The organism is Streptomyces shenzhenensis, assembly GCF_021462265.1.
Lineage (GTDB): Bacteria > Actinomycetota > Actinomycetes > Streptomycetales > Streptomycetaceae > Streptomyces > Streptomyces shenzhenensis.
Window position 1 is genome coordinate 15,856 of record NZ_JAJONF010000034.1, and the last position, 24,056, is coordinate 39,911.

Annotated in this window: 23 protein-coding genes; 8 read left to right on the forward strand and 15 right to left on the reverse strand. The window is 71.2% G+C overall.

Translation table 11 applies throughout. The features are described 5' to 3' along the window. Positions 1-51: 51 nt before the first annotated feature. A complete protein-coding gene (locus LQ326_RS33185; RefSeq protein ID WP_234542765.1) occupies positions 52-693 on the reverse strand; it encodes a recombinase family protein in 642 nt (213 codons plus the stop codon). A gap of 65 nt (positions 694-758) precedes the next feature. Between LQ326_RS33185 and LQ326_RS33190 the strand changes: the two genes are divergently transcribed. Further along, complete coding sequence (locus LQ326_RS33190; protein ID WP_308402065.1) at positions 759-863, forward strand: DUF5999 family protein; 105 nt, start codon at positions 759-761, stop codon at positions 861-863. Here LQ326_RS33190 and sigJ read toward each other — a convergent pair. The 9 genes from sigJ to LQ326_RS33235 form a co-directional block, all read right to left on the reverse strand. Then, positions 844-1,776 (reverse strand): RNA polymerase sigma factor SigJ, encoded by a 933-nt coding sequence (sigJ, locus tag LQ326_RS33195; RefSeq protein WP_234542766.1) that lies wholly within the window; start codon positions 1,774-1,776, stop codon positions 844-846. The two genes, LQ326_RS33190 and sigJ, sit on opposite strands and share 20 nt — an antisense overlap. A gap of 79 nt (positions 1,777-1,855) precedes the next feature. Then, on the reverse strand, positions 1,856-3,157 hold the full coding sequence (locus LQ326_RS33200) for an alpha/beta fold hydrolase (RefSeq protein ID WP_234542767.1): 1,302 nt from the start codon (positions 3,155-3,157) through the stop codon (positions 1,856-1,858). A gap of 97 nt (positions 3,158-3,254) precedes the next feature. Then, the gene (locus LQ326_RS33205) at positions 3,255-4,280 is read right to left on the reverse strand and encodes a LacI family DNA-binding transcriptional regulator (RefSeq protein WP_234542768.1); all 1,026 of its coding nucleotides are present in this window, start codon (positions 4,278-4,280) and stop codon (positions 3,255-3,257) included. Positions 4,281-4,381: 101 nt separating this feature from the next. Next, complete coding sequence (locus tag LQ326_RS33210; protein ID WP_234542769.1) at positions 4,382-5,806, reverse strand: BNR repeat-containing protein; 1,425 nt, start codon at positions 5,804-5,806, stop codon at positions 4,382-4,384. A 22-nt stretch (positions 5,807-5,828) separates the two neighbouring features. Further along, complete coding sequence (locus LQ326_RS33215) at positions 5,829-6,149, reverse strand: L-rhamnose mutarotase (protein WP_181804950.1); 321 nt, start codon at positions 6,147-6,149, stop codon at positions 5,829-5,831. Positions 6,150-6,166: 17 nt separating this feature from the next. Continuing rightward, complete coding sequence (gene rhaS, locus LQ326_RS33220) at positions 6,167-7,246, reverse strand: rhamnose ABC transporter substrate-binding protein (RefSeq protein ID WP_234542770.1); 1,080 nt, start codon at positions 7,244-7,246, stop codon at positions 6,167-6,169. A 38-nt stretch (positions 7,247-7,284) separates the two neighbouring features. Next, positions 7,285-8,298, reverse strand: coding sequence for an ABC transporter permease (locus tag LQ326_RS33225; RefSeq protein ID WP_234542771.1), 1,014 nt, complete (start codon positions 8,296-8,298; stop codon positions 7,285-7,287). Continuing rightward, positions 8,291-9,361: an ABC transporter permease gene (locus tag LQ326_RS33230; protein WP_234542772.1), complete on the reverse strand. Its 1,071-nt coding sequence runs from the start codon at positions 9,359-9,361 to the stop codon at positions 8,291-8,293. The genes LQ326_RS33225 and LQ326_RS33230 overlap by 8 nt, the downstream gene beginning before the upstream one ends. Further along, entirely contained in the window at positions 9,358-10,875 is a 1,518-nt protein-coding gene (locus tag LQ326_RS33235; RefSeq protein WP_234542773.1) for a sugar ABC transporter ATP-binding protein, read from the reverse strand. The genes LQ326_RS33230 and LQ326_RS33235 overlap by 4 nt, the downstream gene beginning before the upstream one ends. Before the next feature lie 264 nt (positions 10,876-11,139). On the opposite strand from LQ326_RS33235, the gene rhaI reads away from it, so the two are divergent. From rhaI to LQ326_RS33270, 7 genes are all read left to right on the forward strand, one after another. Beyond that, positions 11,140-12,300, forward strand: coding sequence for an L-rhamnose isomerase (gene rhaI / locus LQ326_RS33240; RefSeq protein ID WP_234542774.1), 1,161 nt, complete (start codon positions 11,140-11,142; stop codon positions 12,298-12,300). Between the two features lie 147 nt (positions 12,301-12,447). Beyond that, complete coding sequence (locus LQ326_RS33245; protein ID WP_234542775.1) at positions 12,448-14,487, forward strand: bifunctional aldolase/short-chain dehydrogenase; 2,040 nt, start codon at positions 12,448-12,450, stop codon at positions 14,485-14,487. Further along, positions 14,484-15,932, forward strand: coding sequence for a rhamnulokinase (locus LQ326_RS33250; RefSeq protein ID WP_234542776.1), 1,449 nt, complete (start codon positions 14,484-14,486; stop codon positions 15,930-15,932). Before LQ326_RS33245 ends, LQ326_RS33250 begins: the two co-directional genes overlap by 4 nt. Before the next feature lie 105 nt (positions 15,933-16,037). Then, positions 16,038-16,793, forward strand: a complete 756-nt coding sequence (locus tag LQ326_RS33255; protein ID WP_234542777.1) for a (Fe-S)-binding protein — start codon at positions 16,038-16,040, stop codon at positions 16,791-16,793. Continuing rightward, the gene (locus LQ326_RS33260) at positions 16,790-18,292 is read left to right on the forward strand and encodes a LutB/LldF family L-lactate oxidation iron-sulfur protein (RefSeq protein ID WP_234542778.1); all 1,503 of its coding nucleotides are present in this window, start codon (positions 16,790-16,792) and stop codon (positions 18,290-18,292) included. The genes LQ326_RS33255 and LQ326_RS33260 overlap by 4 nt, the downstream gene beginning before the upstream one ends. Continuing rightward, on the forward strand, positions 18,289-18,957 hold the full coding sequence (locus LQ326_RS33265) for a LutC/YkgG family protein (protein WP_234542779.1): 669 nt from the start codon (positions 18,289-18,291) through the stop codon (positions 18,955-18,957). The genes LQ326_RS33260 and LQ326_RS33265 overlap by 4 nt, the downstream gene beginning before the upstream one ends. 22 nt (positions 18,958-18,979) lie before the next feature. Next, the gene (locus LQ326_RS33270; RefSeq protein ID WP_234542780.1) at positions 18,980-20,134 is read left to right on the forward strand and encodes a betaine/proline/choline family ABC transporter ATP-binding protein; all 1,155 of its coding nucleotides are present in this window, start codon (positions 18,980-18,982) and stop codon (positions 20,132-20,134) included. A gap of 26 nt (positions 20,135-20,160) precedes the next feature. Here LQ326_RS33270 and LQ326_RS33275 read toward each other — a convergent pair whose 3' ends face one another. From LQ326_RS33275 to LQ326_RS33295, 5 genes are all read right to left on the reverse strand, one after another. Beyond that, positions 20,161-20,769 carry a hypothetical protein gene (locus LQ326_RS33275; protein WP_234542781.1) on the reverse strand — a complete coding sequence of 203 codons (609 nt, stop codon included), beginning with the start codon at positions 20,767-20,769 and terminating at the stop codon, positions 20,161-20,163. A 72-nt stretch (positions 20,770-20,841) separates the two neighbouring features. Next, a complete protein-coding gene (locus tag LQ326_RS33280) occupies positions 20,842-21,783 on the reverse strand; it encodes an ABC transporter substrate-binding protein (RefSeq protein ID WP_234542782.1) in 942 nt (313 codons plus the stop codon). Then, a complete protein-coding gene (locus tag LQ326_RS33285) occupies positions 21,780-22,451 on the reverse strand; it encodes an ABC transporter permease (protein ID WP_234542783.1) in 672 nt (223 codons plus the stop codon). The genes LQ326_RS33280 and LQ326_RS33285 overlap by 4 nt, the downstream gene beginning before the upstream one ends. Continuing rightward, positions 22,448-23,128, reverse strand: coding sequence for an ABC transporter permease (locus LQ326_RS33290; RefSeq protein WP_234542784.1), 681 nt, complete (start codon positions 23,126-23,128; stop codon positions 22,448-22,450). Before LQ326_RS33290 ends, LQ326_RS33285 begins: the two co-directional genes overlap by 4 nt. A gap of 269 nt (positions 23,129-23,397) precedes the next feature. After that, positions 23,398-23,970, reverse strand: coding sequence for a TetR/AcrR family transcriptional regulator (locus LQ326_RS33295; RefSeq protein WP_234542785.1), 573 nt, complete (start codon positions 23,968-23,970; stop codon positions 23,398-23,400). Positions 23,971-24,056: the final 86 nt, after the last annotated feature.

A 24,056-nucleotide genomic window follows, 5' to 3' on the forward strand; every position in this document is an offset into this window, starting at 1 on the left:
CGACTTCGGACTCGCCGAGTTCGAACTCGCGGCGGTCCTTGGTGGAGGCCTTCACCTCGTACAGGAGGGTCCGGTCGCCGTCGTGGACGAGGAAGTCGTAGCCGAAGGCTGTCGTCGCCTGTGCCGTCGGCGAGGACGTGCTGGCGTAGCCCAGACTTCCAGGATCCTCGCGGGGGACGCCGTACTGCCGCTCCAGCCAGGCGGCGACGACCACCTCCCCCGCAAGTCCGACGGCCCTGTCCCGCTGAGTGTCTTGCGGAGGGACCCGGTACGCCCCTCCGCGTCCGCCGGACGCGGAGGGGGTTCGAAGCGTCCGGCCTTGACCGTCTGGACGTGGAGATCCAGCCGGTTCACCAGGTCGTGGAAGTGAAGGTAGTCCTGACGGGTCTTCGGCTCGTACAGCTTGCGGTACAGCCGAGTCGGCGCGAGGGCGAGCACGCCGTCCGCGTGCCCGGCCTCCAGGTACTTGATCATGTTCGCATAGTCCGGCCGGATCTTGCCGGAGTAGGCCGAGCGGTCGTCGTCGACGAAGACCCGGACCACTTCGTCGCCGTCCTGCTCGGCGATCCTCCGGCACTGCTGCTCCTGGCGCTTCACGCCATTCTGCCGGCCCTCGCGCTCGTCGCTGATCCTGGCGTAGATCACGAGTCGACCGGGCTTCTGCTTGGTCGTGTTGCGCTGCCTGATCGCCATCCGGGCACCTCCTGAGCTCACTTCGAGGTGCACCCTAGGGGTGTCCTGACTCAATCTTCGACTCAATCTTCGACGACACCGGTGAACTCCTGCCCGACGGGCGGACCGTGAGCCCCCGCCGGCCCGCGGCGCCCGCCGTCCGAGCGGCCGTCAGTCCTTTCCGGCGGTGAGGTCCAGGCGGTCGAGCCGCTCGGGGTCGGCCAGGATGTACATCTCGGTGATCCGGCCGTCGGCGACGGTGACCGCCGTGACCGACAGCGGGCGCCCCTCGGGCGCGGTGACGACGCCGACCGAGCCGTTGACCAGCACCAGCCGCGCCCAGCCCGCGAACTGCCGGAAGGTGAAAGCCCCTTCGGCCACCGCCCGCGCACCGCGCAGCACCTTGGAGGCGGCCGCACCGCGCACCAGCGCCCCGGAGTCCACCCGCAGCACCACGTCCGGGTGGAGCACGGCGACCAGCGCCTCGAAGTCGCCGCCCCGCGAGGCGGCCAGGAAGGCCTCCAGCGCACGGCGTTGCCGGCCGAGGTCCGGGTCGCCGGTGGGCGTGGCGCCCTGAACCCGGCGGCGGGCCCGGCTGGCCAGCTGACGGGTGGCCGCCGAACTGCGTTCGACGATGGGCGCGATGTCGTCGAAGGGCACCGCGAACATGTCGTGCAGGACGAACGCCAGCCGCTCGGCGGGCTCCAGCGTCTCCAGGACGATGAGGAGAGCGACCCCGACGGAGTCCGTCTCCAGCGCCTCCTGTTCGGGGTCGACGCCCGGCAGCGGCCGGATCACCGGGTCGGGGACGAACGTCTCGTCGATGGACTGCTCGCGGCGCGCCGTACGGGAGCGCAGCATGTCCAGGCAGACCCGGCCGACCACCGTGGTCAGCCAGCCGCCCAGGTTCCTGATCTCGTCCGCGTCCACCCGCCCGAGCCTGAGCCAGGCCTCCTGCACGGCGTCCTCGGCCTCGGCGAGCGAGCCGAGCATCCGGTAGGCCACCGCGCGCAGTTGGCCGCGGTGTTCCTGGAAGCGGTCCGCCAGCAGTTCCGCGTCCGTGCTCGTGCCGTCCATGCCGTCCATGGCATCCATGCCGCTCATGCCGTTCGTGTCCCCCCCCGTTCCTCCACGGCCGCAGACTATGCGGACCCGCCACGCCCGCAACTTCTTTTGCGGCGTGTCACGCCTCGTCGCGGGCGAGCTTCAGCAGCCGGTCCAGGACCCTCGGCGCGCCGGTGCGCAGTCCGTCGTGCTCGAACTCGTCGGTGACCCAGGTGCGCAGGCCGCGGACGGCCCATGCGGTGCGCAGCGAGTGGCCGGCGTCGACGTACATGTCGTCGTGGTAGACGGCGGCGGCGACCGGGACCTCGTTGGCGGCGAGCCTGGCCGGGTCGTACAGCGGCTGCCAGTCGGTGCGGGCGGCGAGCAGGTCCGCCGCCGCCTTCAGGGGCCGCAGGGCCGGGTCGGTCTCGAACATCCAGGGGTGCACGGTCTCCCCGGTGAACAGCACCGGGGCGTCGCCGGCCAGCGCCTTGGCCGCGTCGAACTGCGGGAACTCGGCGCGCACCCGCTCGGCCGCCCAGGCGGTGGGACGGGCGTCCTGGCCGTAGACCGGCTCGTGGACCAGGGCGTACAGCGGGTTGCTCGCGTACGACAGCAGGCCCTGGACCTGCTCCTGGAAGGCGTCCGAGAGTTCGGGACCGGACGGAGTCCGGACGAAGGCGTCCTCCAGGAGGAAGTGCAGGCGGTGGCTGCCGTCGCTCATGCCCAGCATCAGGCCGAGGGACTGGAAGGCCTCGACGGTGAGCCGGTAGCCGTTGGGCAGCACGGTCTCGCGCTCCAGGAGGTGCTCGGCGATCCGGCGGGCCCGCTCGACGTCCTGCGGGTAGCGGTCGTAGTGCGCGGCGACCTTGCGCTCGACACGCGGGTAGGCGGCGCGGTAGACGTCGTCGGCGTGCGCGTCCAGGGACGGCAGACCGCCGGTGATCACGGAGGTCTGCAGCCCCTCGGGGAAGAACGACAGGTACGTCACCGTGCAGAAGCCGCCGAAGCTCTGGCCGAGCGTCGTCCAGGGTGCGCCGCCGGTGAGCCGCGGGCGGATCGCCTCGCAGTCCCGGACGATCGAGTCGGCACGGAAGCGGGCCAGGTAGTCGGCCTGGGCGGCCGGGCCGCCGCGCAGCGGCAGGGTCTGCCGGCTGACCGGGGTGGAACGGCCGGTGCCGCGCTGGTCGAGGAGCAGGACGCGGTAGTCCTGCAGCGCCCGGTCGAGCCAGGCCTGCCGCCCGACGAAACGATTCGCTCCGAAGCCAGGACCACCCTGCAGGTACAGCAGCCAGGGCAGCTCCTGGCCCGCCTTGTCGCTCGCGACCGCCTCCCTGGCGAACAGTTCGATGGTCTCACCGCCCGGGTCCGCGTGGTCGAGGGGGACGGTGAAGTGGCGGTCGGTGAGGACGACGCCGGGCTGGCGATAGCTGAGGCTCAACGGTTCTCCCGGGACGGACGGACGGTCGCGTCCCAGTTCAGCACAGGTCCGGGACCGGCCCGCCCCCGGGATCAAGAAATCGTTACTGAATACCCGATCAGCGGGCGGTGAGGCTGGAGCGGCGTACCACCAGTTCCGGCTGGAGCACCACCCGGCGGTGCTGGTGCGCCGCCTGCCCCTCGCGCTCCTCGGTCTCCTCCAGGAGCAGGTCCGCGGCCATCGCCCCCATGGTGATGGCGGGCTGGCGGACGGAGGTCAGCGGTACGGCGGCAGCGGCGGCGAACTCGATGTCGTCGTAGCCGACGATCGCGAGGTCGTCCGGGACGACCACTCCGGCCGCGTACATGGCCTGCAGGACGCCGAGTGCGAGGAGGTCGTTGGCGCAGAACACGGCGGTGGGCCGGTCGGCGAGGCCGAGCAGGCGGGCGCCCGCGTCCCGCCCGGCGGCCACGTCGAGCCGCTCGGTCGGCAGCTCGCGCAGCGCGCCGGGGCCGAGGCCGGCCTCGGCGAGGGCGTTCAGGGCACCGGTGCGCCGGTCGCGGACCTGGTTGAAGCCGGGCGGGCCGCTGACGTAGGCGATGGACCTGTGCCCGGCGTCGACGAGGTGACGCACCGCCAGCGCCCCGCCCGCCACGTCGTCGACGCTGACCGAGCACTCGGTGGTGCCCTCGGCGACCCGGTCGACCAGCACGAAGGGGATGCCGTGCCGGCGGAACGTCTCGATGTTGCGGCCGGTGGCGTCCGCCGGGGTGAGCAGGACGCCGCGTACCCGCTGCTCGGCGAAGAGCGCGAGGTACTCGGCCTCCTCGCCGGCGTTCTGCGCGCTGTTGCAGACCATCACACCGAGCCCGGCGTCCCGGGCCGCCCGCTCGGCGCCGCGGGCCACGTCCACGAAGAAGGGGTTGCCCATGTCGAGGACGAGCAGGCCCATGATCCGGCTGCGGCCCGCGCGCAGTTGGCGTGCGGACTCGCTGCGGACGTAGCCGAGCCGGTCGATCGCCGACTGCACCCGCGCCCGGGTCTCGCCGGCGACGGTGTCCGGGCGGTTGATGACGTTCGAGACCGTGCCCACCGAGACTCCGGCGGCGCGGGCGACGTCCTTGATACCCACCGACTGGGCCATCGGGCGAGACCTCCAGGAAACATGGACGGCGCCTTCACAGCACGGAAGGGCACATCGGGAAGGGCTTCACATTACGACATGACTTCGCACACCGGTCCGGCTCAGCCGGGCAGCGCGAAGTCGACGACGTGGAGAGCCGAGGGTGTCGTACCGCTCGACGTCTCCTGGTACATGAACGACAGCACGTTGTCCGCCTTGACCCGCATCTCGTCGATCACGACCTCGCCGAAGGCGTTCAGGCCGCTGCCGTCGTGGAGCAGCGTCCAGTCCGAGTACCCGGATGCCTTGGACGCGCCGGCGATCCGCCCGTAGGGGAACACCGCGTACGCGTTGTCGTACTTGTCCAGGACCAGTTTGGTGCGCTGGCTGGAGTTCAGTGCGACGGGTATCTCGGTCTTCTGCCAGGTGCCGGCGGAGTTCTTGCGCAGGTGGAAGGCGCGGCCGTTGGCTGTGCGGTCGGCGACGTAGTCCGTGGTGCACTGGCCGAAGCGTCCGGGGACATAACTGATGATCGCGTGCGGAAGGCCGGCGGAGTCTGTCCACTGGCTCTCCTGGTTCATCAGGGAGTGGTCGGGGCTGAGGGGGTCGACGACCAGCCCCGCGTCGGTGACGGCCACGGTGTCCGGGCTGCCGGTGGTGGCGACGAGGGCGCCCGCGTCGTTGTGCCAGCTCCGGCCGCGGTCGGTGGAGTAGACGTAGCCGGTGTCGTGGTTGGTGATCCCGCCGCTGTCGCACATCACGGCGGCGCTCTGCTCGCGCCAGGTGAAGAAGGAGTGCAGCCGCCCGTTGACGTCGTAGTCGATGCCGTGCAGGTACATGTTGCGGGCGGTGCTGGAGCCGTGCGAGCTGGTGTAGGTGCCGGTGGAGGCGGACCACTCGCCGAGCGCCGTCCAGGACGAACCGTCGTACTCCGCGAGGGCGTTGCGGCCGTTGCCGGAGATGCCGACGCGGTAGCTGAGCTGCAGCTTGCCCTCGGGCGTGGAGACGAACTGCGGGTAGGTGAACTGGGAGGTGAGCGACACCCCGTCCAAGGACGTCTGTACGGCGCCGAAGACGGCCGCGGTCCAGGTGGTGGAGCCGGGGTTGTCGAGCAGCCCGGCGACCGACTTCACGTAGAAGAAGCCGTCGCTGTGCGAGTCCATGTTGATGTGCAGCCGGCCGTCGGTCTTCGACACGCCCATGGAGATGACGTTGTGCGAGTCGCTGGACTTGAGCTGGTGGGCGAGGGTGACGGTCGACCACGCCGGTCCGCCGAGCACCCGGCGCCCGATGACCGCGGAGCCGCTCGCGGTGTACCAGCCGGCGTACTGGTAGCCCTTGTACGTGAACAGGCCGTTCTTCTGGAAGGAGTTGTTGTTGACCAGGCCGTCGTAGGAGACGAAGAAGATGGCCTGGGCGTCGAGTTGCGTGGTCTGCTGCTTGTTCACGGACGGCCCGGGGGTGGCCGCGCGGGCGGTGCCGGCGGCGAGGGCGGGGGTGGCCACGGCGCCGACGAGGGCGGCGCCCAGTACGGTACGTCTTTTCACGAGCGGCTCCTGGGGGGACGGGTCAGGCGAGGTGGAACACTTCGGTGAGCGGTTTCATCGCCTCGTCGGGACGGGCGCCGTCGAGGGATTCGAAGAAGGGACCCATCTCGGCCTGCCAGCGGGTGTTGACCTCGGTGGCTTCCATGCCGGCCAGGGCGGCGTCGAAGTCCTCGGTCTCCAGGTAGCCGACCAGCAGGCCGTCGTCACGCAGGAAGAGGGAGTAGTTGTGCCAGCCGGTGGCGGAGAGCGCTGCGCGCATCTCCGGCCACACGGCGGCATGGCGTTCGCGGTACTCGGCGATGCGGTCCTGCCGGACCTTGAGCAGGAAACAGACGCGTTGCATGAAGTACCGCTCCCGGATCAGAAGTTGAAGCTGTCGATGTTCGAGGCGTTGAACACGGTCGGCTTGCCGAGGCTGATCACGCCGTCCTTGCCGATGGTGTAGCTGGTGGAGCCGGCCTTGAAGGTCTCGCCCTCCTTGCCGGTGATCTGGCCGGAGGCCAGTGCGACGGCGGTACGGGCGGCGAGGTCGCCGAGCTTCGCCGGGTCCCACAGCTCGAAGGCGGAGACGGTACCGTTCTTGACGTACTTGCGCATGTCGTTCGGGGTGCCGAGGCCGGTCAGCTCGACCTTGCCCTTGTACTTGGAGCCGGACAGGTACTGAGCGGCGGCCTTGATGCCGACGGTGGTCGGGGAGATGATCCCCTTCAGGTTCGGGTACTCCTGGAGCAGACCCTGGGTCTGCTGGAAGGACTGCTGGGCGTCGTCGTTGCCGTAGGCGACCTTGACCAGCTTGACGTCCTTGTACTTCGGGAGGGCCAGCTCCTTCTTCATGTAGTCGATCCAGGTGTTCTGGTTGGTCGCGGTCTGCGCGGCCGACAGGATCGCGATCTGGCCCTTGTAGCCGATCTGCTTCGCGAGCAGCTGCACCTCGGTACGGCCCAGGTCCTCGGCGCTGGCCTGCGAGATGAAGGCGTTGCGGCAGTCGGCGGTGGTGTCGGAGTCGTAGGTGACGACCTTGATGCCGTTGCTCATGGCCTGCTTCAGCGCGGTGCACAGGGCGCCCGGGTCCTGCGCGGACACGGCCATCGCGTCGACCTGCTGCTGGGTGAGCGTGTTGACGTAGGAGACCTGGCCGGAGGTGTCGGTGGCGCTGGAGGGGCCGACCTCCTTGTAGCTGGAGCCGAGCTCCTTCAGGGCCGCCTCGCCGCCCTTGTCGGCGGAGGTGAAGTAGGGGTTGTTGACCTGCTTGGGCAGGAAACCGACGGTCAGGCCCTTCTTGGTGGCCGCGTTCGGGTCGGCGGTGCCGGCCGCCGCGTTGGAGCTGCTGCCGCTCTTCACGTCGCTCTTGGTGGTGCCGCCACAGGCGGTCACGGCGAGGGCGAGGGAGGAGACGGTGGCGACGGCCGCACAGGCACGGCGGATCGACGACTTGCGCATGGCGTTTTTCCTTTACGAAGGGTTGAGCGGGGAGGGTGTCATGCGGCAGGCGTTGGGGGAGCCTGGGAAACCGGCGCCGAGGCGGCCCGGCGGCCGGCCCTCGCGACGGAGATCTGGCGTGCGACCCGGGGGCCGAGCACGGAGACGACGAGCAGGACGCCGGTGACGACGATCTGCGACTGGGCGGAGACGTTCAGCAGGCTCATCACGTTCTGCAGGGCGCCCAGCAGGAACACACCGGCGATCGCGCCGCCGAGCGTGCCCTTGCCGCCGTCGAAGTCGATCCCGCCGAGCAGCACCGAGGCGACGACGGAGAGTTCGAGGCCGGTGGCGTTGTCGTAGCGGGCGCTGGCGTAGTGCAGGGCCCAGAAGATTCCGGTGAGGGAGGCCATGAACCCGGTCGCGACGAAGAGGATCAGCTTGTTGCGCTTCACCCTGATCCCCGCGAACCGTGCCGCCTCCTCGCTCGCGCCGATCGCGAACAGCGACCGCCCGAACGGGGTGGCGTGCAGGACGACGACGGCGATGGCGAGCAGGACCAGGAAGGGCAGGAAGGCCTGCGGGAGGAAGGAGTTCCCGAGCCGTCCGGCGGCGAAGTCCAGGTACTGGGTGGGGAAGTCGGTGACCGCGTCGGAGCCGAGAACGATCTGGGCGATGCCCCGGTAGGCGGCGAGGGTGCCGATGGTGACGGCGAGGGAGGGCAGCCCGAGCCGGGTCACCAGCAGGCCGTTGACCAGCCCGCACACCACCCCGAGCAGCAGGCACAGCGGGATGATCTGCTCGATGGGCAGGCCCGCGTTCCACAGCTTGCCCATCACCGCGCCGGACAGGCCGGCCGTGGAGGCCACCGACAGGTCGATCTCGCCGGAGACGACCAGCAGGGTCATCGGCAGCGCGATCAGCGCGACGGGCAGGGTGTTGCCGATCAGGAACGACAGGTTGAGCGAGTTGCCGAAGCCGTCGACGGTGGAGAAGGACAGCAGGAGCAGGACGACCAGCAGGGCGCCCACGACGGTGTCCCAGCGGACGGCTCGGGTCAGGGACTCAGGCACGAGCCTCCCCCTTCTGTACGGCGGACTTCTCGAAGGCCGACTTCTTCTTCAGGGCGGCCGCCACCCGCTGGGCCACGATCCGGTCGACCGCGATGGCGAGCAGGAGCAGCACGCCGTTGATGGCGAGCACCCACACCGAGCTGACGCCGAGGGCGGGCAGCACGCTGTTGATGGAGGTCAGCAGCAGGGCGCCGAGGGCCGCGCCGTAGACGCTGCCGGAGCCGCCGGTGAAGACGACGCCGCCGACCACGACCGCGCTGACGACGGTGAGTTCGTAGCCGTTGCCGGTGCTGGAGTCGACGTTGCCGAACCGGGCCAGGTACATGGCGCCGGCGAGACCGGCGAGAGCGCCGCAGAACGTGTAGGCGACCAGGATCCGCTTGCGGACCGCGATGCCGGCGAGCCGGGCGGCCTCCGGATTGGAGCCGAGGGCGTACAGTTCGCGGCCGCTGCCGAAGTGCTTGAGGTAGTAGGCGGTGCCCACCAGTACGGCGAGCGCGATCAGCGCCAGGTACGGTACGGCGCCGAGACCGCCGGAGCCGAAGTCGACGAAGGATCCCGGCAGGTCGGCCGCGGTGATCTGGCGGGAGCCGACCCAGATGGAGTCGATGCCGCGGATGATGTACAGCGTGCCCAGGGTGACCACCAGCGCGGGCACCTGGCCGAGGCTGACGAGCAGTCCGTTGAGCAGGCCGAAGCCGATGCCGAGCAGGACCGCGAGGACGATGGCGACGACCGGGTTGCCGCCACCGTGCAGATAGGTGCCGGCGGCGAAGGCGCTGATGCCGAGGGTGGAGCCGACGGACAGGTCGACGTTGCGGGTGATGACCACCAGTGACTGGCCGGTGGCGACCAGGACCAGGATGGTCGCGTTCAGGAGCAGGTCCTTGACGCCCTGCTCGGACAGGAACTGGCTGTTGCCGGCCTGGGTGACGCCGATCATCGCCAGGAAGACGATCAGGATGGCGAGTTCGCGCATCTTGAAGACGCGGTCGACCAGGCGGGTGCCGCTGGAGGCGGGCACCTCGGTGACGGGGGCTTCGTTGGGTGTGGTCACCGTCATGCGGCGGCCCTCCCGGTGGCGGCTGCCATCACGGTTTCCTCGGTGGCTTCGGAGCGGGGGATCTCGGCGGTGAGCCGGCCCTCGTGCATCACCAGCACGCGGTCGGCCATGCCGAGGATCTCGGGCAGGTCGGAGGAGATCATCAGGACGGCGACGCCGTCGGCGGCCAGCTGGGACAGCAGCCGGTGCACCTCGGCCTTGGTACCGACGTCGATGCCGCGGGTGGGCTCGTCGACGATCAGCACCTTGGGGCCGGTGGCGAGCCACTTGGCGAGGACGACCTTCTGCTGGTTGCCGCCGGAGAGCGTGGAGACGGTGTCGGCGATCCGGGCGTACTTCACCTGGAGCTTGACCGCCCAGTCCAGGGACCGGCTGCGCTCGGCGCCCCGGTCCATCAGGCCGGCCCGCACGGTCGTACGGAGTCCGGTCAGGCCGATGTTCCGCTCGATGGACATGTCCATCACCAGACCCTGGGCGCGCCGGTCCTCGGGGACCAGGGCGAGCCCGGCGGCCATGGCGGTGGAGGGCGCGCCGTTGGTCAGCGTGCGGCCGTCGATCTCGACCTCGCCGGCGTCCCACCGGTCGACACCGAAGACCGCCCGCGCGACCTCGGTACGGCCGGCTCCGACGAGTCCGGCGAGACCGACGATCTCACCGCGCCGCACCTCGAAGGAGATGTCGGTGAAGACGCCCTCGCGGGTCAGGCGCCGTACGCTGAGGGCGACGTCGCCGGGCTCGACCTCCTGCTTGGGGTACAGCTCGTCGAGGTCGCGGCCGACCATGCGGCGGACCAGGTCGTCCTCGGACATGCCGTCGAGGAGTTCGCTGGCGATCCAGGCGCCGTCCCGAAGGGTGGTCACTCGCTGGCAGATCTCGAAGATCTCCTCCAGCCGGTGGGAGATGAACAGCACCGCCGCGCCCTGCTCGCGCAGCGTGCGCACGACTCCGAAGAGACGGGCGACCTCACTGCCGGTGAGGGCGGCGGTCGGCTCGTCCATGATCAGAACGCGGGCGTCGAAGGAGAGCGCCTTGGCGATCTCGACGATCTGCTGGTCGGCGATGGACAGGCCGCTGGCCGGGCGGTCGGGGTCGAGGTCGACGCCGAGCCGCTTCATCAGGGCGGCGGTGGCGTCACGGGTGGCCTTGTGGTCGATACGGCCGAAGGCGCGCCGGGGCTGGCGGCCCATGTAGATGTTCTCGGCGATCGACAGGTCGGGGAAGAGCGTGGGCTCCTGGTAGATCACGGCGATGCCGGCGTCGCGGGCGTCACCGGGTCCGTGGAACTGGACCGGCTCACCGTCGAGCAGCACCTGGCCGGCATCCGGACGGTGCACCCCTGCCAGGGTCTTGATCAGGGTCGACTTGCCCGCGCCGTTCTCGCCGGCGAGGGCGTGCACCTCACCGGCGAACAGCTCCAGGGAGACGCCCCGCAGGGCGCGTACGGCTCCGAAGGACTTGGCTACATCCCTCAGAGCCAGTACCGGGGCCGGTCCCGTGTCGGACGGGTGGGTCATGGGTGGCTCCTCGACGACGCCGACGGAAAGAAGCCGCCACAGCGCCGTGAAAGGTTTCAACTGGGTTGCCGGGACGTTAGGCATGACAGACATGTCACGTCAATGGATGCCGCCCGAAAATCTTTCGATACTCGAAGGTCACGCCCGGGTCACGGAAAGGACACCTGGCTACAGGGATTGACACGTTCCCGGGGTGCCCATAGCTTCCCCTTCTGAATCGTTTCACACAAAGGCCTTTCCGGCCCGATGTCACAGGAGCCCGAAGTGACCGACCTCGCCGCGGTGAAGGCCGCGCTGAAGACCCAGGCCGTCGAGACGCCGTCGTGGGCGTACGGGAACTCGGGGACGCGTTTCAAGGTGTTCGCCCAGCAGGGCGTTCCGCGCACGCCCCAGGAGAAGCTGGCGGACGCGGCGCAGGTGCACGCGTTCACCGGGGTCGCGCCCACCGTGGCACTGCACATCCCGTGGGACAGGGTCGAGGACTACGCCGCGCTGGCGAAGTTCGCCGAGGAACGGGGGGTGAAGCTCGGGGCGATCAACTCCAACACCTTCCAGGACGACGACTACAAGCTGGGCAGCATCTGCCACCCCGAGGCGGCGGTACGGCGCAAGGCCGTCGGCCACCTGCTGGAGTGCGTCGACATCATGGACGCCACGGGGTCCACCGACCTGAAGCTGTGGTTCGCGGACGGCACGAACTATCCGGGGCAGGACGACATCCGCGCCCGGCAGGACCGGCTGGCCGAGGGCCTGGCCGAGGTGTACGAGCGGCTCGGTGACGGGCAGCGGATGCTGCTGGAGTACAAGTTCTTCGAGCCGGCCTTCTACGCGACGGACGTGCCGGACTGGGGGACCGCGTACGCGCACTGCCTGAAGCTGGGCGAGAAGGCCCAGGTGGTCGTCGACACCGGGCACCACGCCCCCGGCACCAACATCGAGTTCATCGTCGCCACGCTGCTGCGCGAGGGCAAGCTCGGCGGGTTCGACTTCAACTCGCGGTTCTACGCCGACGACGACCTGATGGTGGGCGCGGCCGATCCGTTCCAGCTGTTCCGGATCATGTACGAGGTGGTGCGCGGGGGCGGGTTCGGGCCGGACGTCGCGTTCATGCTCGACCAGTGCCACAACATCGAGGCGAAGATCCCGGCGATCATCCGGTCGGTGATGAACGTGCAGGAGGCCACCGCGAAGGCGCTGCTGGTCGACCGCGCGGCGCTGGCTGCCGCTCAGGCGGCCGGTGACGTGCTGGAGGCCAACGCGGTGCTGATGGACGCGTACAACACGGATGTCCGGCCGCTGCTTCGTGAGGTGCGGGAGGAGATGGGGCTGGACGCCGACCCGATCGCCGCGTACCGGCGGTCCGGGTGGGCCGAGAAGATCGTCGCTGAGCGGGTGGGAGGACAGCAGGCGGGGTGGGGTGCGTAAGCGTCTGCCCTGATCCGTCGCGTCGCGGACTGCGGGCCGGATGTGGCTGGTCGTGCAGTTCCTCCCCCAGCCTTCGGCCGGGGGTACCCCCAGCGCCCCCTGAGGGCCGCGTTGCAGTCCCGCTCCTTCAACGAAACAGGAATCATTGTGACCACCCATCCCGAAGCCGCCGCTCTTCTCTCCCGGTCCCGTCGGCTCGGCGCCGATCCCCGTAACACCAACTACGCCGGCGGCAACGCGTCCGCGAAGGGCACCGAGACCGACCCCGTGACCGGTGGCGATGTCGAGCTGATGTGGGTGAAGGGGTCCGGCGGGGACCTCGGGACGCTCACCGAGGCGGGACTCGCCGTGCTGCGGCTGGACCGGCTGCGGGCGCTCGTCGACGTCTACCCCGGTGTCGAGCGCGAGGACGAGATGGTCGCCGCCTTCGACTACTGCCTGCACGGCAAGGGCGGGGCCGCTCCCTCCATCGACACCGCCATGCACGGGCTGGTCGAGGCCGCGCACGTCGATCACCTGCACCCCGACTCCGGTATCGCGCTCGCCTGCGCGGCCGACGGTCAGAAGCTGACCGCCGAGTGTTTCGGGGACACGGTCGCCTGGGTGCCGTGGCGGCGGCCCGGGTTCCAGCTGGGGCTGGACATCGCCGCGATCAAGGCGGCCAACCCGCAGGCCGTCGGCGTCGTCCTCGGCGGGCACGGCATCACCGCCTGGGGCGACACCGCCGAGGAGTGCGAGCGCAACTCGCTGCACATCATCCGGACCGCCGAGAAGTTCCTGGCGGAGCACGGCAAGGCCGAGCCCTTCGGGCCCGTCGTCGACGGGTACGGCGCTCTCCCCGAGGCCGAGCGCAGGGAACGGGCGGCGGCGCTCGCCCCGTACGTGCGGGCCCTCGCCTCCCAGGACAAGCCGCAGGTCGGGCACTTCAACGACACCGAGCCGGTGCTGGAGTTCCTGGCCCGTGCCGAGCACCCGCGGCTCGCCGCGCTCGGCACCTCCTGTCCCGACCACTTCCTGCGGACCAAGGTGCGCCCGCTCGTCCTGGACCTGCCGCCGACCGCTCCGGTCGACGAGGCGATCGCGCGGCTGAAGGAGCTGCACGCCGAGTACCGGGAGGAGTACGCCGCCTACTACCAGCGGCACGCCCTGCCCGACTCCCCCGCGATGCGCGGCGCCGACCCGGCCATCGTGCTGATCCCGGGCGTGGGCATGTTCTCCTTCGGCAAGGACAAGCAGACCGCGCGGGTCGCCGGCGAGTTCTACGTCAACGCGATCAACGTGATGCGGGGCGCCGAGGCCGTGTCCTCGTACGCGCCCATCGAGGAGTCGGAGAAGTTCCGCATCGAGTACTGGGCGCTGGAGGAGGCCAAGCTCCAGCGGATGCCGAAGCCCAAGCCGCTGGCGACCCGCGTCGCCCTGGTGACCGGGGCCGGCAGCGGGATCGGCAAGGCCATCGCGCAACGGCTGGTCGCCGAGGGCGCGTGTGTGGTCGTCGCCGATCTGAACGCGGAGAACGCCGCCGCCGTCGCCGAGCAGCTCGGCGGCCCCGACAAGGCCGTCGCCGTGACCGTCGACGTGACCGACGAGGAACAGATTGCCGCCGCCTTCAAGGCCGCCGTGCTGGCCTTCGGCGGGGTCGACCTGATCGTGAACAACGCGGGCATCTCCATCTCCAAGCCGCTGCTGGAGACGTCGGCGAAGGACTGGGACCTCCAGCACGACATCATGGCCCGGGGCTCGTTCCTCGTCTCGCGGGAGGCTGCCCGGGTGATGATCGCGCAGGGGCTGGGCGGTGACATCGTCTACATCGCGTCGAAGAACGCCGTCTTCGCCGGCCCCAACAACATCGCCTACTCGGCCACCAAGGCCGACCAGGCCCACCAGGTCCGGCTGCTCGCGGCCGAGCTGGGCGAGCACGGCATCCGCGTCAACGGCGTCAACCCGGACGGGGTGGTGCGCGGCTCCGGGATCTTCGCGGGCGGCTGGGGTGCCCAGCGGGCGGCTGTGTACGGGGTCGAGGAGGCGAAGCTGGGCGAGTTCTACGCCCAGCGGACCATCCTGAAGCGCGAGGTGCTGCCCGAGCACGTGGCGAACGCCGTGTTCGCCCTCACCGGCGGTGACCTGACCCACACCACGGGACTGCACGTCCCGGTCGACGCCGGCGTCGCGGCCGCGTTCCTGCGATGAGCGGCGGTGTGAAGGCCTACGCGGCGGTCGACCTGGGCGCGTCCAGCGGACGCGTGATGGTCGGGCGCGTCGGGCCCGGCTCGCTGGAACTGACGGAGGCGCACCGGTTCGCGAACCGGCCGGTGCGCGTTCCGGAGGGGCTGCGCTGGGACGTCCTGGCGCTGTACCGAGGGGTCCTCGACGGGCTCAAGGCCGTAGGGCAGGTCGACTCCGTCGGCATCGACAGCTGGGCCGTGGACTACGGCCTGCTGGACGCCGACGGTGCGCTGCTCGGCAACCCGGTGCACTACCGCGACGCCCGCACCGAGGGCGTCGCGGAGAAGGTGTGGGCGACCCTGCCGGCGGCGGAGCTGTACGCGGCGACCGGCATCCAGTACGCGCCCTTCAACACCCTGTACCAGCTGGTGGCGGCCCGTGGGGCACGGCAGTTCGCCCATGCGGAGCGTCTGTTGCTCATCCCGGACCTGCTGGCCCACTGGCTCACCGGGGAGCAGGGCACCGAGCTGACCAACGCCTCGACCACTCAGCTGATCGATCCCCGGACCCGCGACTGGTCCCACGAGGTCGCGGACCGGCTGGGGATCGACCTGGGCCTGTTCCCACCGTTGCGCCGACCGGGCGATCCCGCGGGGTTCCTGCGGCCGGAGGTGCTGGAGGAGACAGGTCTGACCGGGCCGGTGCCGGTGACGGCGGTCGGCTCGCACGACACCGCGTCGGCGGTGGCCGCCGTGCCGGCCGCCGGGGAGCGGTTCGCCTACATCTGCACCGGCACCTGGTCGCTGGCCGGCCTGGAGCTGGCCGCGCCCGTGCTGACCGAGGAGAGCCGGGCGGCCAACTTCACCAACGAGCTCGGGCTGGACGGCACGGTCCGGTACTTGCGCAACATCATGGGCCTGTGGCTGCTCCAGGAGTGCGTACGCGCCTGGGGCGACCCGGATCTGGGTGTGCTGCTGCGGGAGGCGGCCGCGGTGCCGGCGCTGCGCTCGGTGGTGGACGCGGGGGACGCGGCGTTCCTCGCGCCGGGGCGGATGCCGGAGCGGATCGCCGAGGCCTGCCGCGCCCTGGGGCAGCCGGTGCCGCAGAGCCGGGCCGAGATCACCCGGTGCATCCTCGACTCCCTCGCCCTCGCCCACCGGCGGGCGGTCGAGGACGCCCAGCGACTGGCCGGCCATCCGGTCGACGTCGTGCACATCGTCGGCGGCGGCACCCGCAACACGCTGCTGTGCCAGCTGACCGCCGACGCCTGCGGGCTGCCCGTGGTGGCCGGCCCGACCGAGGCGGCCGCCCTGGGCAACGTGCTCGTGCAGGCTCGCGCGCACGGCCTCGCCGGCGACCTGACCGACGCCCGGCGGCTCCTGGTGCGGACCCAGCCACTGACCCGCTACGAGCCGCGTGGCGACGCGGCCCGCTGGCGAGAGGCCGAGTCCCGGCTCACCACGCGGTGAGCCGGGGTCTCCCCCCGCCCCACGCCCGCCGGCCGGTCCCCCACTACGCTGAACGCGTGCGGGTTGACCCCTGACCCATCCGATGACCAACCCCAAGGAGCCGCGATGCGTGTCGCACTGTTCCTGACCTGTGTCAACGACACGCTCTATCCGGACACCGGCCGCGCGGTGGTGAAACTCCTGACCAGGCTGGGCGTCGAGGTGGACTTCCCGATGGCGCAGACCTGCTGCGGGCAGGCCCACTACAACACCGGGTACCGCCATGAGGCGGAGCCGCTGGCCCGGCATTTCTCCGATGTCTTCGGTGAGTACGAGGCGATCGTGACCCCGTCCGGGTCCTGCGGGGCGATGGTGCGGGAGCTGTATCCGAGGATGGGCGAGCGGGCCCGGGCGGAGGGGCGCGGGAGCGGGCTGGCCGCGGCGCTGGCACCCGTGGTGCCGAAGACGTACGAGCTGACGGAGTTCCTGGTGGACGTCCTGGGGGTGACGGACGTCGGGGCGTACTACCCGCACACGGTGACCTACCACCCGACCTGCCACGGGCTGCGCGGTCTGGGGCTCGGCGACCGCCCCCGCCGACTCCTGGAGGCCGTCAAGGGCCTGGAGCTGGTGGAGCTGCCGGGGGCGGAGGAGTGCTGTGGGTTCGGCGGCACGTTCGCGCTGAAGAACGCGGACGTCTCGGCGGCGATGGGCACCGACAAGGTGCGCAACGCAGAGTCGTCCGGCGCCGAGGTGCTGTGCGCGGCCGACAACTCCTGCCTGATGCACATCGGCGGCACCATGACCCGGCTGGGCAGCGGGATGCGGCCGGTGCACATCGCGGAGATCCTGGCGAGCACCGAGGAGGAACCGGCCGCATGAGCGGGACGTTCGTAGGGATGCCTGTGTTTCCCCCACCCACCCACCCGGCCTTCCCGAAGGCCGCGCACGAGGCCGTGGGCAACCCCGTCCTGCGCGGGAATCTGCGGCACGCCACGCACACCATCCGCGCCAAGCGGGCCAACGCGGTCGCCGAGGTGTCCGACTGGGCCGAGCTGCGCGAGGCGGGCAAGCGGATCAAGGACCACACGCTCCGTCATCTCGACCGCTATCTGGTCCAGTTGGAGGAGGCGGTGACAGCGGCGGGCGGCACGGTCCACTGGGCCGTCGACGCCGACGAGGCGAACCGGATCGTCACCGAACTGGTCAAGGAGACCGGTGAGTCGGAGGTCGTGAAGGTCAAGTCGATGGCCACGCAGGAGATCGGGCTCAACGAGGCGCTGGAGGCCGCGGGCATCCGGGCCTACGAGACCGATCTGGCCGAGCTGATCGTGCAGCTGGGTCACGACCGGCCCTCGCACATCCTGGTCCCCGCGATCCACCGCAACCGGGGTGAGATCAGGGACATCTTCCGCACCCGGATGGGCGAGTGGGGGCGCCCCGCACCCGAGGGCCTCACCGACACCCCCGCCGAACTGGCCGAGGCGGCCCGGCTGCACCTGCGGGAGAAGTTCCTGCGCGCGAAGGTCGGTGTCTCCGGCGCCAACTTCATGGTCGCCGAGACCGGCACCCTGGTGGTCGTCGAGTCCGAGGGCAACGGGCGGATGTGCCTGACCCTGCCCGAGACGCTGATCTCGGTCGTCGGCATCGAGAAGATCGTGCCGACCTGGCGGGACCTGGAGGTCTTCCTGCAGACCCTCCCCCGCTCCTCCACGGCCGAGCGCATGAACCCGTACACCAGCACCTGGACCGGCACCACGGACGGCGACGGCCCGCGCACCTTCCACCTGGTGCTCCTGGACAACGGGCGCAGCGACACCCTCGCCGACGAGGTCGGCCGCCAGGCCCTGCGCTGCATCCGCTGCTCGGCCTGCCTGAACGTCTGCCCGGTCTACGAGCGGGCGGGCGGCCACGCCTACGGCTCGGTCTACCCGGGCCCGATCGGCGCCATCCTCAGCCCCCAGCTGCGCGGCACCCAGAGCGAGATCGACGCCTCGCTCCCGTACGCCTCCTCGCTGTGCGGGGCGTGCTACGAGGTCTGCCCGGTCGCCATCGACATCCCCGAGGTGCTGGTGCACCTGCGCGAACGGGTCGTCCAGGGCGGCGAGGCGGTCCGCGACGGAAACAAGGTGGTGCTCAAGCCGGCCAAGGGGCACGCGGCCGAGCGGGCGGCGATGCGCGCGGCCCGCTGGGCGTTCTCCCACCCGGCCGCCCTGCGCACCGGCCAGCGGCTCGCCTCCCGCAGCCGCCGCCTGCATCCGCGTACCCTGCCGGGCCCCGGCAGGGCGTGGAGCGGGACCCGGGACCTGCCCGCCGTACCGGCGGAGCCGTTCCGGGACTGGTGGCAGCGGACCGGCGGCGGAAAGGGCGGCGCGAAGTGAGCAGCAGGGAGCGGATCCTCGGCCGGGTGCGGCGGGCGCTGGCCGGGGTGCGGGACGAGGACGCGCCCGTCGAGCGGGCGTATCTGCGCGAGCACGGGCAGCGGAGCACCGCACAGACGGTGGATCTGCTCGCCGAGAACCTGGCCGACTACCGGGCCGTCGTGCACCGCTGCACGGCCGGTGAACTGGCCGCCGTCATCGGGCGGCTGGTCGCCGGGCACGGTTCGACCTCGGTGGTCGTGCCCGCGGGGCTGGACCAGGGGTGGCTCGCGGCGCTGGACGCCGAGCAGGTCGCGGATCGCGCGGAGAGCACTCCGCACGAGCTCGACGGGGTCGGAAGTGTGGTCACCGGCTGTGCGGTGGCGATCGCCGAGACCGGCACGATCGTGCTGGACGGCGGCCCGGACCAGGGCCGCCGCCGGATCACCCTCGTCCCAGATCACCACATCTGTGTCGTGCGGGTCCCGGAGCAGGTGGTGTCCTCCGTGCCCCAGGCCCTCGAACGGCTCGATGCGACCCGCCCGTTGACATGGATCTCCGGCCCTTCGGCCACCAGCGACATCGAGCTGGACCGGGTCGAGGGAGTGCACGGCCCGCGCACCCTGGAGGTGGTGCTGGTCAGCGGCGACCGGCCGGGCGTCCAGGACGGCGCGGGCGAGCGGTGACGGTCGCGGTTAACGTGAGGGAATGATCCGGTTCGAGCAGGTCACCAAGCGGTACGCGGACGGGACGACCGCGGTGGACGGTCTCTCCTTCGAGGTGGCCGAGGGCGAACTCGTCACGCTCGTCGGCCCCTCCGGCTGCGGCAAGACCACGACGATGATGATGGTCAACCGGCTCGTCGAACCGACCTCAGGCCGGATCCTCGTCGACGGCGAGGACGTCGCGGGCGTCGATCCGGTGCGGCTGCGGCGCCGGATCGGCTATGTCATCCAGCAGGTGGGCCTGTTCCCGCACCGCACGGTCCTCGACAACACCGCGACCGTCCCCGCGCTGCTCGGCTGGGGACGGGCCAGGGCCCGGGCCCGCGCCGCCGAGCTGCTGGAACTCGTGGGTCTCGACCCGAAGACGTACGGGCCGCGCTACCCGGACCAGCTCTCCGGCGGCCAGCGGCAGCGCGTCGGCGTGGCCCGGGCGCTCGCCGCCGATCCCCCGGTGCTGTTGATGGACGAGCCGTTCGGCGCGGTCGACCCGGTGGTGCGGGAGCAGTTGCAGGACGAGTTCCTCCGGATGCAGGCCGCCGTGCGCAAGACCGTGCTGCTGGTCACGCACGACATCGAGGAGGCGGTACGGCTCGGCGACCGGATCGCGGTGTACGGGCAGGGGCGGATCGAGCAGTTCGACACCCCGGGTGCCGTGCTGGGCAGGCCGGCCACCCCGTACGTGGCCGCCTTCGTGGGCGCGGACCGGGGGCTGAAGCGGCTCTCGGTGACCGACATCGAGCCGGACGACCTGGAGCAGCCGCCGGTCGTCCGGCTGGACGAGCCGGCCGAGAGCGCGGCGGCCCGGCTGCGGGCGGAGGGTGCCCGGTGGGCCGTGGTCCTGGACCCGCACGGCGACCTGCACGGCTGGGTGGGCCGGGACGAGCTGGCGGCGGGCGGCACGGTCGACGGCCTCGCCCACCGGATGACCGCGTGGGTACCGGTGGGTGCCCCGCTGAAGCAGGCGTTCGGTGTCATGCTGCAGTACGACGCCGGGTGGGTCGCGGTGCTGGACGGTTCGCGTTTCCTCGGCGTGCTGACCCCGGCCGGGCTGCACGAGGCGCTGCGCCGCTCGGTGGACGCGGACGCGCGTGGCGTCGCGCGCGGTCAGGTGCCCTTCGCCTCGGTCTCCGGCGCCTGACCGGCGGGGCCCGGGGCCGGGGCCGGTCAGCAATACGTCATCGGGCAGCCGCGGCGCAGCGAGTGCTGGGCGGCCCGCAGGTACAGCGCGGCGTAGAAGGCGGTGTCCAGGTCCTCGCCCCAGGGGCCGGGACGGACGGCGGCCGCTTCCTTCGCCGGGCCGTCCAGGAACCACATGGTCAGATCGAGGTTGTCGCAGGCCTGCGGTATCGCCTCGACGGGAAGCCCGATCGCCGCCGCGAGCCGCTGGGCGAGGGCGAGCACCTCGGGGGCGCCGGCGATCACCGTCTCGTCGGTGTAGGCGGACTCGACGGGCAGCCGGATCTCGTCGTCGAGCGAGAACGGCACCAGCACCGACCATCCGAGCAGCAGCTCCGTCTCTCTCGGTGTCAGGTGCTCCCGGCATAGTGCGGCGAACCCGTCCATGGCCGGCACCAGCTTCTCCTCGAACGACAGTCCCGAGCCGCGCACGAAGGCGGCCGCCTCGGGCACCGACTCGTACGGCGCCAGCCCGCGCCGCCTCAACTCCTCGTCGAGGGCCGCGGCGAGGGTGCCCCTGCCGCCCTCGGCCTCGTCACCCTCTCCCTCGCCCTCGAGCCATTCCTGCGCACCGACACTCACCAGATAGATCCCCATGCCCCGAACCTAACGCCCGCCACTGACAATGCCTCCGGCCCCGGCCGCCGCCGCACCGGCCGCCGCTCGCCGTCACTTCAGCAACCCCTTGTCCCGCAGCCAGGTCCGGGCCACGTCCTGGGCAAGCCGCCGCCAGCTGTCGACCTGCTGGTTCATGGCGGCCAGGTCGGCCGTCGTCAGGACGTCGTTGAGCTTGCCGAGCGCCTTGATCACCCGCTCCCCGCCGGCCCGGGCCCGGTTGACGACGGGGACGACGTGATCGGCGTTCTGCAGATGTCTGTCGTCGGCGAGGAGGACCAGGCCGAACTGGCCGAGCGTCGCGTCGGTGGTCGTGGTCAGCACCATCTGGTCCTGCCCGTTCTGCACGGCCCGCTTGGCCTGGGTGGTGCCGACGCCCTTGGGGTCGACGCCGGTGACGTGGATGCCGTAGACCTTCTTCAACCCGGGCTCGCAGTACGGCCGTCGCACGCATTCGTCACCGGCCGCGAGCCGTACCTCCAGTCCCGAGGCGCCGAGGTCGCTGAGCGTCCTGAGGTGGTGCTGCCGGGCGTAGCCGGCGGTGACCGCGAAGGCGTTCTGGTCCACCGCCCTGCCGGGGTCGAGGACGGTGAGGCCACGGGGGGCGGCGAGGCGGCGCAGGGCCTTCATCGTGGTGGTGAGGTCGGGTGAGCCCACCGAGGGCGCGTCGGGGCCGTCGGCCTTGGCGTCGAGCCAGTCGGCGAAGGTGGCCGCGTATTCGGGGACGACGTCGATCTGCCCGGATTCCAGAGCGGGTTCGTAGAGTTCGCGGTTGGCGACAGTGATCAGGGAGGTCTGGTATCCGGCCTGGTTGAGCAGCTGGGCGTACATCTGGGCGAGCAGGTCGCTCTCGGTGAACCCGGCGGAGCCGACGGTCAGATGCCGGCTGTCGCCCGGGGGTGCGGTGACCGCGCCGCGGTTCTCCAGGGAGGGGCCGGTGGCACAGGCGGTGACGGTGAGCAGCAGTACGGCGCCGGCCGCCGTACGAGGTCTCATCGCGAGCCTCGCGTCCGGACCGGTGCGAGCCGTTCGGCGAGTGCGAAGAGGCCCTCGACGATCAGGGCGAACACGGCCACCAGGATCGCTCCGGCGACCACCTGGGGTGTGCTGGCCAGGTTGAATCCGGCGGTGATGATCCGGCCCAGTCCTCCGCCGCCGGCGAGTGCGGCGATGGTGGCGGTGGCGACGAGCTGGACGGCGGCGATCCGCACCCCGTTGAGGACCATGGGGAGCGAAAGGGGCAGTTCCACGTGAAACAGCATCTGTCGCCCGGCCATCCCCATGCCCCGCGCGGCCCGCACGACGCCGCGGTCGACCTCGCGCATGCCGACGTAGGCGTTGGTGAGCAGGGGTGGTACGGCGAACAGCACCAGGGCGACCACCGCGGGGCCCTCGCCCCATCCGCCGACCGGAGTGAGGAGGAGCAGCACCAGGACGGCGAAGGTGGGGACGGCCCGGCCGGCGTTGGAGATGTTCACGGCGAGCGCGCCGCCCTTGCCGAGGTGGCCGAGGACCAGCGCGACGGGGAGTGCGATCAGGCAGCTGATGACGAGGCAGCCGACGGTCAGGACGAGGTGCTGGAGCAGCCGGTGCCCGATGCCGTCGTCGCCGGCCCAGTGCGCGGGGTCGGTGAGCCAGGCCCAGGCGTCGGCGAGGGTGGTCATGACCAGGCCGCCCGGGTCCACGGGGTGAGCAGCCGCTGGGCACCGAGCAGCAGCAGGTCGGCGGCGACGGCGATCACCACGCAGAGCACGGACGCGGTGAGGACCTGGGCCTTGAAGTAGGTGTTCATGCCGGCGTAGATCAGGTTGCCGAGTCCGCCGAAGCCGACGATCGCGCCGACGGTGACCAGGGAGACCGCGGAGACGGTGGCGATGCGCAGGCCCGCCATCGCGGCGGGCAGGGCCAGGGGCAGTTCGACGGTGAGGAGGAGGCGGATCGGGCCGTAGCCCATGCCGCGGGCGGCCTGCCGGGTCTCGTCGGGGACGGCGCGCAGGCCGGCGAGGATGTTGCGGACGAGCAGGGTGAGCGAGTAGAGCACCAGACCGGCGACGACCAGGGTGGCCGAGAGGCCGTACAGGGGCAGGAGCAGGGAGAACATCGCCAGGGACGGGATGCTGTAGAGGATGGTGGTGACACCGAGGACGGGTCCGGCCGACCAGCGCCGGCGGCGGGCCAGTACGGCCAGCGGAACGGCGATGGCGAGTCCGATGAGCACCGAGACCGCGGTGAGCCGAAGGTGCTGCCCGACGGCGTCCAGGAGGATCTGCCGGCGGCTGGTCAGATAGGCGCCGCAGATCCACTCGTTGCGCGCGAGACAGTCGTTCGGGGGCACGGTCACGCGTCCATTGCACCGGGTGGGCGGCCGGCCCGGCGCGCTGTGCTGATCCGTCCGGGCGGGCCGAGGGCTCCGCCGGAAGTGCCGCGTCATGCCGTCGGCCGTCCGCGGCGCCGTCGTGTCCGGTCGCGCCCACGCGGCGGCAGCCGCACATCGGGTACGGCCCCGCGCCTCTCGGGGCGGTCCCGAACCGCGGCCGACTTCGCCCCCCGGGGATCAAGGCTTGGTTGGTTCCCTAGCAAATCAAGCCGACGTGGCCGGTTCCGACCTGCTTAGTTCATCCCTGCCGCGCCCATGAGGGCGTCGGCCGTCCTCGCCGCCAGCCCGTCGTCCAGCCGTTCGATGCGGGCGCCGGCGCGGGCGCTGGCGCCGTCGAAGACCAGCATCAGCTGCCGGGCGAGGACCTCCGGATCGGCGGCGCCGCCCTGTTCGGCCTGCTCGCGGAAGAAGCCTCGCAGGCGGTCCTTGACCACTCGGGCCACCGCGCTCGCCGGGTGCTCGGGGTTCTTCAGCTCGACCAGGACTGCGAGGTAGGGGCAGCCCCGGTAGCCGGGGGTCACGGAGGCCTCCGCAATCCGTTCGAAGACGTACCGGATCCGTTCGCGCGGGGTCGCCGGCATGGTCCCGGCCGGCGTGATCTGGGCCTCGTACCAGGGCCTGCGGCGCTCCAGGCTGGCGGCCAGCATCTCGTCCTTGCTGTCGAAGAGCTGGTACATCGAGCGTTTCGAGACGCCGGCGGACCTGCACAGCGCCTCGACTCCGATGGAGACGCCGTCGCGGTAGAAGAGCTCGGCGGCGGCTTCGAGGAGCCGGTCGCGGGGGGACGCCTTGTCCGTGGTGGCCATACGGCCGAGGTTACCGCGCCGGAAAGCCGGGAGGAAACCGATCGGTATACAGGGTGGCAGGGGAGGTGACCAAGCGCTTAGATAGG

Coding starts and splice junctions, on each gene's coding strand:
- LQ326_RS33205 (WP_234542768.1), bottom strand. CDS start 4,280: ATGGCCCAGTCGGTGGGTATCAAGGACGTCGCCCGCGCCGCCGGAGTC.
- LQ326_RS33270 (WP_234542780.1), top strand. CDS start 18,980: ATGATCCGGTTCGAGCAGGTCACCAAGCGGTACGCGGACGGGACGACC.
- LQ326_RS33230 (WP_234542772.1), bottom strand. CDS start 9,361: ATGACGGTGACCACACCCAACGAAGCCCCCGTCACCGAGGTGCCCGCC.
- LQ326_RS33280 (WP_234542782.1), bottom strand. CDS start 21,783: ATGAGACCTCGTACGGCGGCCGGCGCCGTACTGCTGCTCACCGTCACC.
- rhaS (WP_234542770.1), bottom strand. CDS start 7,246: ATGCGCAAGTCGTCGATCCGCCGTGCCTGTGCGGCCGTCGCCACCGTC.
- LQ326_RS33250 (WP_234542776.1), top strand. CDS start 14,484: ATGAGCGGCGGTGTGAAGGCCTACGCGGCGGTCGACCTGGGCGCGTCC.
- LQ326_RS33295 (WP_234542785.1), bottom strand. CDS start 23,970: ATGGCCACCACGGACAAGGCGTCCCCCCGCGACCGGCTCCTCGAAGCC.
- LQ326_RS33215 (WP_181804950.1), bottom strand. CDS start 6,149: ATGCAACGCGTCTGTTTCCTGCTCAAGGTCCGGCAGGACCGCATCGCC.
- LQ326_RS33285 (WP_234542783.1), bottom strand. CDS start 22,451: ATGACCACCCTCGCCGACGCCTGGGCCTGGCTCACCGACCCCGCGCAC.
- sigJ (WP_234542766.1), bottom strand. CDS start 1,776: ATGAGCGGCATGGATGCCATGGACGGCATGGACGGCACGAGCACGGAC.
- LQ326_RS33260 (WP_234542778.1), top strand. CDS start 16,790: ATGAGCGGGACGTTCGTAGGGATGCCTGTGTTTCCCCCACCCACCCAC.
- LQ326_RS33255 (WP_234542777.1), top strand. CDS start 16,038: ATGCGTGTCGCACTGTTCCTGACCTGTGTCAACGACACGCTCTATCCG.
- LQ326_RS33235 (WP_234542773.1), bottom strand. CDS start 10,875: ATGACCCACCCGTCCGACACGGGACCGGCCCCGGTACTGGCTCTGAGG.
- LQ326_RS33275 (WP_234542781.1), bottom strand. CDS start 20,769: ATGGGGATCTATCTGGTGAGTGTCGGTGCGCAGGAATGGCTCGAGGGC.
- LQ326_RS33185 (WP_234542765.1), bottom strand. CDS start 693: ATGGCGATCAGGCAGCGCAACACGACCAAGCAGAAGCCCGGTCGACTC.